The following is a 13,126-nucleotide window of genomic DNA, read 5'->3' as shown; positions in this document are numbered from 1 at the left end:
ATGACCGAGCACATCTTGCGGATGAGCGGGATCACCAAGACGTTCCCCGGTGTCAAGGCGCTGCAGAACGTCAACCTGTCGGTCCGGCGGGGCGAGATCCACGCCATCTGCGGCGAGAACGGCGCCGGCAAGTCGACGCTGATGAAGGTGCTCTCCGGGGTGTACCCGTACGGCGAGTACGAGGGCGAGATCACCTTCGAGGGCAAGACGGTCGAGTTCGGCAGCATCCGCGACAGCGAGCACGCCGGAATCGTCATCATCCACCAGGAGCTGGCGCTCAGCCCGCAGCTGTCGATCGCCGAGAACATCTTCCTCGGCAACGAGCGCGCCAAGCGCGGCTTCATCGACTGGAACCGCACCAACTACGAGGCCGGCGAGCTGATGAAGCGGGTCGGCCTGCGTGAGAACCCGACGACACCGATCGCCGACATCGGTGTGGGCAAGCAGCAGCTCGTCGAGATCGCCAAGGCGCTCTCGAAAGAGGTGAAGCTGCTCATCCTCGACGAGCCGACCGCCGCGCTCAACGACGACGACTCGGCCCACCTGCTCGACCTGCTGCGGGGTCTGCGGGACGAGGGCATCACCTGCGTGATCATCTCCCACAAGCTGAACGAGGTCATCGCCATCGCCGACTCCGTCACGATCATCCGTGACGGGCAGACGATCGAGACGCTGGACATGGCCTCCGACCACGTCACCGAGGACCGCATCATCTCGGGCATGGTCGGCCGCGCGCTCGACAACCGCTTCCCGCCGCACGAGCCGACGATCGGCGACGAGGCGCTGCGCATCGAGGACTGGACGGTCTACAGCCCGAGCCAGCCCGGCAGGAAGGTGGTCGACGGCGCCGCGCTCACGCTGCGCCGGGGCGAGATCGTCGGCCTCGCGGGGCTGATGGGCGCCGGGCGCACCGAGCTGGCGATGAGCGTGTTCGGGCGCGCGTACGGGGTGCACATCTCCGGCAAGATCTTCAAGGACGGCAAGCCGATCGAGATCCGCAATGTGCAGGACGCGATCAAGCACGGCATCGCCTACGCCACCGAGGACCGCAAGAGGTACGGCCTCAACCTCATCGAGGACATCAAGCGCAACATCTCGGCGGCCGGGCTCACCGGGCTGTCCAAGCGCGGCTGGGTCAACGAGAACGAGGAGTACAAGGTCGCGGAGCAGTTCCACAAGAGCATGAACATCAAGGCGCCCAGCGTCAACAGCGTCGTCGGCAAGCTGAGCGGCGGCAACCAGCAGAAGGTCGTGCTCTCCAAGTGGATCCTGACCGAGCCTGACGTGCTCATCCTCGACGAGCCCACCAGAGGCATCGACGTCGGCGCCAAGTACGAGATCTACACGATCATCAACCGCCTGGCCGACCAGGGCAAGGCCGTGCTCGTGATCTCCTCTGAGCTGCCCGAGCTGCTGGGTCTGTGCGACCGCATCTACACCCTCTCCGAGGGCCGCATCACCGGCGAGGTGCCGCGCCAGGAGGCCACCCAGGAACACCTCATGTACCTGATGACCAAGGGACAGAAAAAATGAGTAGCATCACGCCCACCGACGTGGAGGTCGGCGCCACGGGCGACGGAGGAGCTCCACGGCAGCCGGGCAGGGTGTCGCTCGGCGGAGTGTCGCTCAACCTGCGATCCAGCGGCATCTACATCGCCTTCGCGCTGATCGTCGTACTGTTCTCGGTGCTGACCGACGGCGCGATGCTGCAGCCACAGAACATCTCCAACATCATCGTCCAGAACTCCTACGTCCTGATCCTCGCGATCGGGATGATCCTGATCATCATCGCCGGGCACATCGACCTTTCGGTCGGTTCGGTGGTGGCGGTCACCGGGGCGCTGGCCGCCGTGCTCATGGTCAACATGCACTGGCCGTGGCCGCTGGCGCTGCTGGTCACGCTGGTGGCCGGGGCGCTCATCGGGGCGTGGCAGGGGTACTGGGTCGCCTACTTCGGGATCCCGGCGTTCATCGTGACGCTGGCAGGCATGCTGCTGTTCAGGGCGCTGACCCTCACCGTGCTGGGCAACCAGGGCATCGGCCCGTTCCCCGACCAGGTCCGCACACTGGCCAACGGCTTCACCAACGGCTACTTCGGCAACATCGGACTCGGCCCGCTCGGCGGCGCCGACCTGTTCAGCCTGCTGATCGGCATCGTCGCCATCGCCGGCATGGCGACCAGCCAGTGGCGCACCCGCAACGCCCGCCGCGGCTACGGCCAGGCGGTGGAGCCGATGGCGCTGTTCGTGCTGAAGCTGGCGGCCGGAGCCGCGCTGATCCTCTTCCTCATCGTGCAGCTCGCCCGCTTCAAGAACCTCCCGTGGGTGCTGGTGCTGCTGGCGGTGCTCGTGATCGGGTACTCCCTGATGGCCAACCGCACGGTCTTCGGCCGGCAGATCTACGCCATCGGCGGCAACCTCCAGGCGGCGGTCATGTCCGGCGTGAAGGTCAAGTCGGTCGTCTTCTGGATCTTCGTCAACATGGGCGTGCTGTCGGCCATCGCCGGCATCATCTTCGCCGGCCGGCTCAACCAGGCGGGTCCCACCGCGGGCAACAGCTTCGAGCTGGACGCCATCGCGGCGGCCTTCATCGGTGGCGCGGCCGTGCAGGGCGGCGTCGGCAAGGTGGTCGGCGCGATCACCGGTGGCCTGATCATGGCGGTCATCAACAACGGCATGTCCCTGATCGGCTCCCCGAGCGAGCGGGTCATGCTCGTCAAGGGCGCCGTGCTCCTGGCGGCCGTCGCGTTCGATGTCTGGACCAAGCGGCGGGCGGGCGCCTCGCGCTGATTAAGATCTTCGGAGCCCAGTGAAAGGAGAGACCGTGACGACCCCCAAGCGCCGCCTGCCGGTCATGGCCGACGTGGCCAGGGAGGCCGGCGTGTCGCACCAGACGGTCTCCCGGGTGCTCAACGACCACCCGAACGTCCGGCCCGACACCCGGGCGCGGGTGGAGGAGGCGATCACCCGGCTGGGCTACCGGCGCAACCTGGTCGCGCGTGCCCTGGTCACCAAGCGGTCGCGGACGCTCGGCGTGGTGAGCTTCGACACCACTCTGTACGGCCCGGCCAGCACGATCTACGGCATCGAGCAGGCGGCCAGGACCGCGGGCTACTTCGTCAGCATCGTCAGCCTGAAGTCGATCGACGCGGCGAGCGTGCGCGACGCCATCGACTACCTCGCCGAGCAGGGCGTGGACGGGGTCGTGGTGGTCGCGCCGCAGCGCTCGGCCGGGCGGGCTCTGGAGAAGCTGCCGCCCGGCATGCCGGCGGTGGCGGTCGAGGGCACGCACAGCGCCGACGTGTCGGTGGTCTGCATAGACCAGGTCCAGGGCGCCAGGCTCGCCACCCGCCACCTGCTGGAGCTGGGCCACGAGACCGTCTGGCACGTCAGCGGCCCGCCCGACTGGCTGGAGACCGAGGGCAGGATGGAGGGCTGGCGCACCGTCCTGAAGGAGGCGGGCCGGCCGATTCCCGAGCCGCTGGCCGGCGACTGGAGCCCCCGCGCCGGCTACGAGGCGGGCAAGAGCCTGGCCGCGATGGACGGCGTCACGGCCGTGTTCGCGGGCAACGACCAGATGGCGCTCGGCGTGCTGCGGGCGCTCAGCGAGGCGGGCGTGCGGGTCCCCGACCAGATCAGCGTGGTGGGCTTCGACGACATCCCCGAGTCGGAGTTCTTCTCGCCGCCGCTCACCACGGTCAGGCAGGACTTCGACGTGGTGGGCAGGCACTGCATCGAGGTGCTGCTGCGGCAGATCGACGTCGGGCCGACGGCGTACGAGCGCCTGGTCGTACCGCCCAGCTTCGTCGTACGGTCGAGCACCGCGCCTAGTCGGTAGATGATGATGGGCATGCCCACGGAAGAACCCCTGGAGTGGAATGTGAACGCTAACAGATACGTGGTCGGAGTGGACTTCGGCACGCTCTCAGGGCGTGCCGTCGTCGTACGCGTCAGCGATGGCGCCGAGCTGGGCAGCGCCGTCTACGAGTACGCCCACCGCGTGATCGAGCACAGCCTGCCGGGCTCCGGCAAGAAGCTGGGACCGGACTGGGCGCTGCAGTCGCCGCAGGACTGGATCGACGTGCTGAAGATCGCCGTGCCCCAGGCGATCGCCGCCGCGGGTGTCGCACCCGAGGAGGTCATCGGCGTCGGCACCGACTTCACCGCCTGCACCGTGCTGCCCACCACGGCCGACGGCACGCCGCTGTGCTTCGAGACGCCCGATGAGCCGCATGCCTGGCCGAAGCTGTGGAAGCACCACGCCGCGCAGCCGCACGCCGACCGGATCAACGAGCTGGCCGCGCGCCGGGGGGAGAGCTGGCTGCCGCGCTACGGCGGCAAGATCTCTTCGGAGTGGGAGTTCGCCAAGGGCCTGCAGGTCCTTGAGGAGGCCCCCGAGGTGTACGCCAGGGCCGAGCGCTGGATCGAGGCCGCCGACTGGATCATCTGGCAGCTCACCGGGGTCGAGAGCCGCAACATCTGCACTGTCGGCTACAAGGGGATCTTCCAGGACGGCGGCTACCCGTCCGAGGAGTACCTCGCCGAGCTCAACCCCGGTTTCGCCGGCTTCGTGAGCAAGCTCGCCACCGGGCAGGTCGGCGAGAAGGTCAACGGCACGACGCTGGCCCCGCTCGGCGGCCTCGCCGGAGGCCTGACCGCGCAGGCGTCCGAGTGGACCGGCATCCCCGAGGGCGCCGCCGTGTCCGTCGGCAACGTGGATGCGCACGTCACCGCGGCCGCCGCCGACGCCGTCAGGCCCGGCCAGATGGTGGCCATCATGGGCACCTCCACCTGCCACATCATGCCCAGCGACCGGCTCGCCGAGGTGCCCGGCATGTGCGGCGTCGTACGCGACGGCATCGTGCCCGGCCTGTGGGGCTACGAGGCCGGCCAGTCGGGGGTCGGCGACATCTTCGCCTGGTTCGTGGACAACTTCGGGGGCGACCTGGACCACGAACGCCTGACCGTGCTGGCCGAGAAGCAGGCCGTCGGCGAGCACGGCCTGGTCGCGCTCGACTGGTTCGGCGGCAACCGCTCGGTGCTCGTGGACCACAACCTCTCCGGTGTGATCATCGGCCAGACCCTGGCCACCAAGCCCGAGGACGTCTACCGGGCGCTCATCGAGTCCACCGCGTTCGGCGCCCGCATGATCGTGGAGACGTTCGAGAAGTCGGGCGTGCCGGTCGAGGAGTTCGTGGTCGCGGGCGGCCTGCTGAAGAACCGCTTCCTCATGCAGGTCTACGCCGACGTGCTGCGCCGCCCGCTCTCGGTCATCGGCTCCGACCAGGGGCCCGCGCTCGGCTCGGCCATCCACGCGGCCGTCGCCGCCGGCGCCTACCCGGGCATCGAGGAGGCCGCGGAGGCCATGGGCAAGCGCACCGAGGCCGCGTACGTGCCCGACGAGGCCAGGGCCGACGCCTACGACCGGCTCTACGCCGAGTACCGCAGGCTCCACGACTTCTTCGGAGACGGAAAGATGCTGCACACCCTCCGCGCGATCAGGAACGAGGCCCAGGCATGACCATCAGGAAGATCGTCGCCGATCTGCACGCCGAGCTCGTGCGCTACAACCTGGTGGTCTGGACGGCCGGCAACGTCTCGGGCCGGATCCCGGGCGAGGACCTGTTCGTCATCAAGCCGTCCGGGGTCTCCTACGACGAGCTGACGCCGGAGAACATGGTGGTGTGCGACCTCGACGGCAACCTCGTCGAAGGCGAGCACTCGCCGTCCAGCGACACCGCCGCGCACGCGTACGTCTACCGCAACATGCCCGACGTCGGCGGCGTCGTGCACACCCACTCCACCTACGCCTCGGCCTGGGCCGCCCGCGGCGAGGCCATCCCCTGCGTGCTGACCGCGATGGCCGACGAGTTCGGCGGCGAGATCCCGGTCGGCCCGTTCGCGCTGATCGGTGACGACTCGATCGGGCAGGGCATCGTCGAGACACTCAAGGGCCACCGCTCCAAGGCCGTCCTCATGCAGAACCACGGCGTGTTCAGCATCGGTAAGGACGCGAAGGCCGCGGTGAAGGCCGCCGTGATGTGCGAGGACGTGGCCCGTACCGTCCACGTGGCCAGGCAGCTCGGCGAGCCGCTGTCCATCCCGCAGGACGACATCGACCGCCTGTACGACCGCTATCAGAACGTCTACGGACAGAGGAGCCCGCGTTGAAGATCTGGTTTCTGACCGGCAGCCAGGGGCTGTACGGCGAGGACACGTTGCGCCAGGTGGCCGAGCAGTCCCAGCGGATCGCCGAGCAGTTGCCGGTGCCCGTGGACTGGAAGCCCGTCCTCACCGACGCCGCGGCGATCAGGCGGGTGATGCTGGAGGCCAACGCCGACGACGAGTGCGCCGGCGTGATCGCGTGGATGCACACGTTCTCCCCGGCCAAGATGTGGATCGCGGGTCTCGACGCGCTGCGCAAGCCGCTGCTGCACCTGCACACGCAGGCCAACGTGGAGCTCCCGTGGAGCACCATCGACATGGACTTCATGAACCTCAACCAGGCCGCGCACGGCGACCGCGAGTTCGGGTTCGTGCAGACGCGCCTGGGCGTGCCGCGCAAGACCGTGGCCGGGCACGTCACCGACCCGTCCGTGGGCGCGCGCATCCAGACCTGGGTGCGCGCGGCCAAGGGCCTGGCCGAGGTCCGCACGCTGAAGCTGGCCCGCTTCGGCGACAACATGCGGGACGTGGCGGTCACCGAGGGCGACAAGGTCGAGGCGCAGCTCCGCTTCGGCGTCTCGGTGAACACGTACGGCGTGAACGACCTGGTCGAGGTCGTGGACGCGGTCTCCGACGCGGACGTGACGGCCCTGGTCAAGGAGTACGCGGAGCAGTACACCGTGGCGCCCGAGCTGCTCGGCGAGCGCAACGAGTCGCTGCGTTACGCGGCCAGGATCGAGCTGGGCCTGCGCGGCTTCCTCGAGGAGGGCGGCTTCAAGGCGTTCACCACGAACTTCGAGGACCTCGGCGGCCTGCGCCAGCTCCCCGGCCTGGCCGTGCAGCGGCTCATGGCCGACGGGTACGGCTTCGGCGGCGAGGGCGACTGGAAGACCTCGGTGCTGCTGCGCACGCTCAAGTCGATGGCGCCGGGCGGCACCTCGTTCATGGAGGACTACACCTACAACCTGACGCCCGGCAACGAGCTCATCCTCGGCGCGCACATGCTGGAGGTCTGCCCCTCGATCGCCTCTGGCACGCCGTCGTGCGAGATCCACCCGCTGGGCATCGGCGGCAGGGAGGACCCGGTCAGGCTCGTGTTCGACGCCGAGCCGGGGCCCGGCATCGTGGTGGGCCTGGCCGACATGGGCGACAGGTTCCGGCTGGTGGCCAATGAGATCGACATCGTGACGCCGCCCCAGCCGCTGCCCAAGCTGCCGGTGGCCCGCGCGGTCTGGAGCCCGCGCCCGAACCTGCGCACGTCCACGGAGTCGTGGCTCACGGCGGGCGCGCCGCACCACACGGTGCTCTCCACGGTCGTCGGCCGCGAGGAGCTGACCGACCTGTCCGACATGCTCGGCGTGGAGCTGGTGACCATCGACGCCGACACGACGACCGAGCGCTTCACCAAGGAGCTGCGCTGGAACCAGGCGTACTACCGCCTGGCCCAGGGTTTCTAGCTCTCTGGAGGCTTCTTGGGGGCGTTCCTGCGCTGCTCCTCGGCGCGCTCGCGGCAGCGGCGCAGGAACTCCTCGTCGTCATCGGGGTTGGTGGCGGCGAAGCGGCCGGGACGGTCGTACTCGGGGAACGCGTTCGGTCGCGTGACCGCCTGCGACCGCTCCGGGCGGCCGGCCACCAGCCAGGCAATGGAGCCGATCAGCGGGAAGAGCAGCACGACGACCACCCAGGCGATCTTCGGCAGGTTCCTGCAGAGCACGTCGGGCGTGGTGATCGCGTCGAAGAGGCAGTAGAGCCAGAGCACGAGCGTGACAAGGCCGATGGCCTCGGACATGTAGAGCACGGCGCACCTCCGTCAGCGGCACTCGAAACTAGCGGCACCCGGCGGGAGCTGACAAGGTGAGTTATGGGAGGGTATGGGCGTGACGCTGACCAATTGGGCGGGAAACACAGTATTTCGGGCGCGAGACGTTCACCATCCGACCTCGCTCGACGAGCTTCGGCGGCTCGTCGCGGCCAGTTCTCACGTGCGGGCGCTGGGGAGCGGCCACTCGTTCAACGACGTCGCGGACACCACCGGCGACCTCGTCGTGCTCGACCGGATGCCGGACGAGGTGGAGATCGACAGCGCCGCGGCCAAGGTGCGGGTGCCGGCGCGCATGACGTACGCGCGGCTCGCGCCGCTGGTGCATGAGGCCGGGTTCGCGCTGGCGAACATGGCCTCGCTGCCGCACATCTCGGTGGCGGGCGCGGTCGCGACGGGCACGCACGGCTCCGGCGACGCCGTGCCCAGCCTGGCCGCCGCCGTGTCGGCGCTCGACCTCGTCACCGCCGACGGCTCCGTGCTGACGCTCTCCCGCGGCGACGCCGACTTCGCCGGCGCGGTGGTGGCGCTCGGCGCGCTCGGCATCGTCACGTCGCTGACCCTCGATCTGGTGCCCGCCTTCGAGGTGCGCCAGTACGTACGCGAGGGCCTGACTGTGGACGCGCTCGCCGACTTCGACGAGATCATGTCCGGCGGCTACAGCGTCAGCCTCTTCACCGACTGGCGCGACACCCGCGTCTGGCTGAAGCGCACGGAGGAGCTGACCAGCCCCGACTGGTACGGCACCACCCCGGCCGACGGCCCCCGCCACCCGCTGCCCGGCATGCCTGCCGAGAGCTGCACGGTCCAGCTCGGCGTGCCGGGCCCGTGGTACGAGCGGCTGCCGCACTTCCGGCACGACCGCGAGCCGAGCGGCGCGGGCGACGAACTGCAGTCGGAGCTCATCCTGCCCAGGGAGCACGCTGTCAAGGCGCTGCGCGAGCTGTACGCGATCGGCGACCGGATCCGGCCCGTCCTGCACATCTCGGAAGTGCGCTCGATCGCGGCCGACGACCTGTGGCTCAGCCCGTTCCACGGCCGCGACAGCGTGGGCATCCACTTCACCTGGGTGAGGGACGTGGCGGGGGTGCTGCCGGTGCTGGAGCTGGTGGAGGAGACGCTGGCGCCGTTCGAGCCCAGGCCGCACTGGGGCAAGCTGTTCACCCGGTGGCCCGCCTGCCCCGACCGGTTCCGCTCCCTCGTACGGCGGCTCGACCCCCAGGGCAAGTTCGCCAACGACTTCACGCGGATACTGCTGGGGGAGTAGCCCCCCGCGCGGGTTTGCGCCCCCGGATGTAGCGCGTCACCGGCCCGGCGGACGATGTGCCTGGCCTGCGCTTCGGCGATCGTTGGTGACATGACCGATCACCTGTTCAGGTTCGGCGCGGTCGCCGGACACGCCACCGACGCCGACGCGTGGACCGGCCTGGCCCGCCGGGTGGAGAGCCTCGGCTACTCGACGCTGCTGGTGCCCGACACGCTCGGCACGCTGTCGCCCTTCATCGCCGCCGCCGTCGCCGCGACGGCCACGACGACCCTGCGAGTCGGAACGTTCGTGCTGAGCGCCCCCAACCGGACGCCCGAGGCCGTGGCCTGGGAGACCTCCACGCTGCACACGCTCACCGGGGGCCGTTTCGAACTGGGCCTGGGCGCCGGCCGCCCGGACGCGGAGCGGGACGCCGCGACGCTCGGCGTCAGGTTCGGCACCCCGAGCCAGCGCATCGAGCGGCTCTCCCGGACCATCGACGCCGTCAAGGACGTGCGCGTGCTCGTCGCCGCGTCCGGGACCAAGCTGCTCAGGCTGGCCGCCCAGAAGGCCGACACGGTGGCTCTCGGCGTGCCGCCGCACTACACGGAGGAGCAGGTGGGGGCGAAGCTGGACGAGCTGTACGAGCTGGCCGGCGACCGCTTCCACAACCTGGAGCTCAGCATGAACCTCGCCGCCGCCGGCGCGGAGCCGCCCTCCTGGCTGCCCGTCCCCGCGGATGGCACCGGGGTTCTGACGGGCACGGTGGACGAGATGGTGGACACGCTCCGCAGACGCCGGGACAAGCTCGGCGTCTCGTACGTGTCGGTGAACGCCCAATACCTGGACGAGTTCGCCCCCGTGGTGGAGCGGCTCACCGGTACCTGACCGGATCTGACAGGTACGCCCGGCACGATGGAGCACATGTTCGCCAAGGGAACTTTCGACACCGCCGGCTGGGACGCCAAGCCGCCCTTCGAAGAGCGTGACGGCGTCTCGTTCGGGCTCGTGACCATGTCCAAGACCTTCCGCGGGGACCTCACCGGCACCAGCGTCGTCTACCTGCTCGTGGCCTCGACGGAGGCCGAGGACTCGCGCGCGTACGTGGCGATGGAGCGCATCGAGGGCACGCTGGACGGCCGCTCGGGGGCCTTCGTCGTGCAGCACAACGCGGTCAGCGACCGCGGGAAGCAGTCGCTGACCGTCTCGGTCGTCCCCGACTCGGGCACCGGGGAGTTGCGGGGGCTCAGAGGCGAGATGGACATCGTCGTCACCCCGGACGGCGGCCACTCCTACACCTTCGACTTCACCCTCTGAGCCGCCACGAGCAGGAGTGTCACCGCCGCCAGCCCGAACACGACGTGGCTCGCGAGGTCGAGCGCGGGAGAGGACGGCACCACCGGGTGTGACAGGAACGCGTGCCAGGCGTAGGTCAGCAGCGCCCCGCCGGCCAGCGCCATCCGGTGCCTGCCGTCCCACCCCTCGCGCGCCGACCAGGTGAGGGCCGTCCAGGCCATGCCCGCCTCGGCCGCGACGAGCGAGACGATGGTCACCCAGACCGGCAGCCCGTCGATCACGGTCTGCAGCTCGAACACCGCCCCGGCCACCAGCGTCGCTCCGAGCACCAGCCACGGCGAGGGCGCCCGCCCAGCGGCGCTCCTGCGCCGCGGCAGCCGGAACGCCGCCACCACGAGCAGGACCACGATCACGACGATCGACACGAGCTGCGGCACGGACGCCAGGAAGGACCCGTTCAGGTAGGAGAAGAGCGTGAGCGCCGCGGCTCCCAGCACGGCCAGCCCGCTCGCCACGCCCAGGCCGACCTTGCCCAGCCACGGGGTGGTCCGCCGCTCGCCGGCGATCTCCTCCATCACCGCGATGGGCACGCTCACGCTCCACACCGTGTGCAGGGCCAGCACGAACAGCGTCCACGGAACCCCGATCCCGAGCGCCGGTATGTAGCCGGGGTCGAGCAGCCGCTGCCCGGCGTAGTTGGGGTTGAAGAGCGACATCGTCATGATGCCCTCCTCGAACACGCCGTAGGCGAGGGCCATGAGCACGATGCTCGGCCACGTGAGCCCGTTCCTGCGGGCCACCTCGCGGATCACCACCGTGGCGCCGCCGTACGCGGGGGCGAGCAGGACCAGTAAGTACAGGTACGTCAGAGGGAAGTCGCCGAGCAGGAACTCGGCGACCAGCGGGGCGAGCAGGGCGAGCCCCAGGGCCGGGAGGATTCGTCTCATGGCTCGATCCTCCGCCGGTTTCGCGCCCGTGACCGGTGCCATCAATCCTGATCTCGATATGACAATCGTCCTATGCCGTCGAGTCCCCCTTCGGCGCACGACGCCTACGCCGGGCCGCACCGGGGTCTGAGCCATGCTCCTCGTCCTGGAACTGCCCCAGCACGGTCTCGGCGATCGAGCCCAGTGCCTCGAGCTGACTCGGGGTCAGGACGTCGATGACGTAGCGCCGTACGGCCCGCTCGTGGTGGATCTTGGCCTCCGTGGCGAGCCGGCGGCCCGCCTCGGTGGCCCGGATGACCGACCCCCGGTTGTCCTCCTCGCACTCGGCACGCGTGACCAGCCCGCGTTGCTCCATGCGCCGCAACTGGTGGGACAGGCGGCTCTTCTCCCACGCCAGCCCGCAGCGCAGCGCCAGCGCCCGCATCGACTCGCCGGGCGACTCGGTGAGGAGGGAGAGGACCTCGTAGTCGGCCTCCGACAGCCCGGTGGTGCCGGCGAGCTCCCGGTTGATCCGCCCGGTGAGCTGCACGCGCATGCGCTGGTAGCTGGCCCAGTGGGCCGCCTGACGGGTGGAGAGCGAGGACATGACGACAGTCTAGTATGGTTGATGCATCAACCTTTGAGGAAGGGCTTCGATGAACTACGGCCACCCGCTGACGTTCGGCACGTTCATCACCCCCGGAGCCGACGCCGTGCCGCTGGCGGTCCGGAGCGAGGAACTGGGGTATGACCTGGTCACTTTCCAGGATCATCCGTACCGGTTCGACACGTGGACGCTCCTATCGTGGGTGGCCGGACGGACGTCGCGGGTGCGCCTGTCGGCGAACGTCCTGAACCTGCCGCTGCGCCCCCCGGCGGTGCTGGCGCGCGCGGCGGCCAGTCTCGACCTGCTCTCCGGCGGGCGGCTGTCGCTCGCGCTCGGCACCGGCGCGTACGAGGACGCCGTCGAGGCCATGGGCGGTCCGCGCCGGACCCCCGATGCGGCGGTCGAGGCGCTCAGTGAAGCCATCGGCGTGATCCGCGGTGTGTGGGACGTGGAGAACGGGCCGCTGCGGTTCGACGGCGAGCACTACCGGCTCCAGGGCGCGCAGCCGGGGCCGGTTCCCGCGCATGACGTGCCGATCTGGCTGGGCACCGACGAGCCGCTGATGCTGCGCCTGCTCGGGGAGAAGGCGGACGGGTGGCTGGTGACCGTCGGCGCGCTCGAGCCGGGGCAGCTCAGGGCCGGCAACAAGCTCATCGACGAGGCCGCGGTGGCGGTGGGGCGCGATCCCCGGGAGATCCGGCGGTTGGCCAACATCTCGGGACGCTTCGGGACGTCGCGGTCCGGCTTCCTCGACGGGCCCGGCGAACAGTGGGTGGAGGACCTCCTGCCGCTCGCCCTCGAGGACGGGGTCGGGACGTTCATCCTGATGTCGGACGACCCGGCGACCATCGAGCGGTTCGCTCTCGAGGTGGCGCCCGCGCTGCGCGAGGCCGTGGCACCGGCGGGCCGTCAGCTTCGCCGCGCCGCCGTGCGTGCTCAGCGCCGGCCCGGGATCGACTACGACGGGGTTCCTCCGTCCGTCCCGGTGATCGAGCCGGGTGACCCTGGGTACTCGCGGGTCAGGTCGACCTACCTGCGGGGCGGCGCGCCGGGGCTGGTCATCCAGCC

13 protein-coding genes are annotated in these 13,126 nt (G+C 70.0%); 10 read left to right on the top strand and 3 right to left on the bottom strand.

Annotation, left to right across the window (positions count from 1 at the left end; all coding sequences use genetic code 11):
- From mmsA to araA, 6 genes are all read left to right on the top strand, one after another.
- Positions 1–1,533 (top strand): multiple monosaccharide ABC transporter ATP-binding protein, encoded by a 1,533-nt coding sequence (mmsA, locus tag AB0J09_RS17575; protein WP_360691401.1) that lies wholly within the window; start codon positions 1–3, stop codon positions 1,531–1,533.
- On the top strand, positions 1,530–2,789 hold the full coding sequence (gene mmsB / locus AB0J09_RS17570) for a multiple monosaccharide ABC transporter permease (RefSeq protein ID WP_360691398.1): 1,260 nt from the start codon (positions 1,530–1,532) through the stop codon (positions 2,787–2,789). The genes mmsA and mmsB overlap by 4 nt, the downstream gene beginning before the upstream one ends.
- A gap of 64 nt (positions 2,790–2,853) precedes the next feature.
- A complete protein-coding gene (locus AB0J09_RS17565) occupies positions 2,854–3,837 on the top strand; it encodes a LacI family DNA-binding transcriptional regulator (protein WP_360691467.1) in 984 nt (327 codons plus the stop codon).
- 12 nt (positions 3,838–3,849) lie between these two features.
- Positions 3,850–5,520 carry a ribulokinase gene (araB, locus tag AB0J09_RS17560; RefSeq protein WP_360691395.1) on the top strand — a complete coding sequence of 557 codons (1,671 nt, stop codon included), beginning with the start codon at positions 3,850–3,852 and terminating at the stop codon, positions 5,518–5,520.
- Positions 5,517–6,170, top strand: a complete 654-nt coding sequence (locus AB0J09_RS17555) for an L-ribulose-5-phosphate 4-epimerase (RefSeq protein WP_360691392.1) — start codon at positions 5,517–5,519, stop codon at positions 6,168–6,170. Before araB ends, AB0J09_RS17555 begins: the two co-directional genes overlap by 4 nt.
- A complete protein-coding gene (gene araA, locus AB0J09_RS17550; protein WP_360691389.1) occupies positions 6,167–7,621 on the top strand; it encodes an L-arabinose isomerase in 1,455 nt (484 codons plus the stop codon). Before AB0J09_RS17555 ends, araA begins: the two co-directional genes overlap by 4 nt.
- Here araA and AB0J09_RS17545 read toward each other — a convergent pair.
- Entirely contained in the window at positions 7,618–7,953 is a 336-nt protein-coding gene (locus AB0J09_RS17545; RefSeq protein WP_360691464.1) for a PLD nuclease N-terminal domain-containing protein, read from the bottom strand. The genes araA and AB0J09_RS17545 overlap by 4 nt on opposite strands.
- A gap of 88 nt (positions 7,954–8,041) precedes the next feature.
- Between AB0J09_RS17545 and AB0J09_RS17540 the strand changes: the two genes are divergently transcribed.
- The 3 genes from AB0J09_RS17540 (at position 8,042) to AB0J09_RS17530 (ending at position 10,546) form a co-directional block, all read left to right on the top strand.
- Positions 8,042–9,250 (top strand): FAD-binding protein, encoded by a 1,209-nt coding sequence (locus tag AB0J09_RS17540; RefSeq protein ID WP_360691386.1) that lies wholly within the window; start codon positions 8,042–8,044, stop codon positions 9,248–9,250.
- 90 nt (positions 9,251–9,340) lie between these two features.
- Positions 9,341–10,117 (top strand): LLM class flavin-dependent oxidoreductase, encoded by a 777-nt coding sequence (locus AB0J09_RS17535; protein ID WP_360691383.1) that lies wholly within the window; start codon positions 9,341–9,343, stop codon positions 10,115–10,117.
- A gap of 36 nt (positions 10,118–10,153) precedes the next feature.
- Entirely contained in the window at positions 10,154–10,546 is a 393-nt protein-coding gene (locus AB0J09_RS17530) for a DUF3224 domain-containing protein (RefSeq protein ID WP_360691380.1), read from the top strand.
- On the opposite strand, the gene AB0J09_RS17525 is transcribed toward AB0J09_RS17530, so the two are convergent.
- Together AB0J09_RS17525 and AB0J09_RS17520 are read right to left on the bottom strand one after the other, a co-directional pair.
- On the bottom strand, positions 10,522–11,472 hold the full coding sequence (locus tag AB0J09_RS17525) for a hypothetical protein (RefSeq protein WP_360691377.1): 951 nt from the start codon (positions 11,470–11,472) through the stop codon (positions 10,522–10,524). The two genes, AB0J09_RS17530 and AB0J09_RS17525, sit on opposite strands and share 25 nt — an antisense overlap.
- Before the next feature lie 70 nt (positions 11,473–11,542).
- The gene (locus AB0J09_RS17520) at positions 11,543–12,058 is read right to left on the bottom strand and encodes a MarR family transcriptional regulator (RefSeq protein ID WP_360691374.1); all 516 of its coding nucleotides are present in this window, start codon (positions 12,056–12,058) and stop codon (positions 11,543–11,545) included.
- Between the two features lie 49 nt (positions 12,059–12,107).
- Here AB0J09_RS17520 and AB0J09_RS17515 point away from each other — a divergent pair.
- The coding region (locus AB0J09_RS17515; protein WP_360691369.1) for an LLM class flavin-dependent oxidoreductase at positions 12,108–13,126 on the top strand (1,019 nt) is incomplete at its 3' end.

The organism is Nonomuraea sp. NPDC049784, from assembly GCF_040659615.1.
Lineage (GTDB): Bacteria > Actinomycetota > Actinomycetes > Streptosporangiales > Streptosporangiaceae > Nonomuraea.
The sequence above is the reverse complement of the archived record's forward strand: the minus strand, read 5'-3'. Positions and strand labels throughout refer to the sequence as shown.

Bases quoted from the DNA above. Each gene is read 5' to 3' on its own strand.
- mmsA (WP_360691401.1), top strand. From the start codon at position 1: ATGACCGAGCACATCTTGCGGATGAGCGGGATCACCAAGACGTTCCCC.
- mmsB (WP_360691398.1), top strand. From the start codon at position 1,530: ATGAGTAGCATCACGCCCACCGACGTGGAGGTCGGCGCCACGGGCGAC.
- AB0J09_RS17565 (WP_360691467.1), top strand. From the start codon at position 2,854: ATGGCCGACGTGGCCAGGGAGGCCGGCGTGTCGCACCAGACGGTCTCC.
- araB (WP_360691395.1), top strand. From the start codon at position 3,850: ATGCCCACGGAAGAACCCCTGGAGTGGAATGTGAACGCTAACAGATAC.
- AB0J09_RS17555 (WP_360691392.1), top strand. From the start codon at position 5,517: ATGACCATCAGGAAGATCGTCGCCGATCTGCACGCCGAGCTCGTGCGC.
- AB0J09_RS17545 (WP_360691464.1), bottom strand. From the start codon at position 7,953: ATGTCCGAGGCCATCGGCCTTGTCACGCTCGTGCTCTGGCTCTACTGC.
- AB0J09_RS17535 (WP_360691383.1), top strand. From the start codon at position 9,341: ATGACCGATCACCTGTTCAGGTTCGGCGCGGTCGCCGGACACGCCACC.
- AB0J09_RS17530 (WP_360691380.1), top strand. From the start codon at position 10,154: ATGTTCGCCAAGGGAACTTTCGACACCGCCGGCTGGGACGCCAAGCCG.
- AB0J09_RS17525 (WP_360691377.1), bottom strand. From the start codon at position 11,472: ATGAGACGAATCCTCCCGGCCCTGGGGCTCGCCCTGCTCGCCCCGCTG.
- AB0J09_RS17520 (WP_360691374.1), bottom strand. From the start codon at position 12,058: ATGTCCTCGCTCTCCACCCGTCAGGCGGCCCACTGGGCCAGCTACCAG.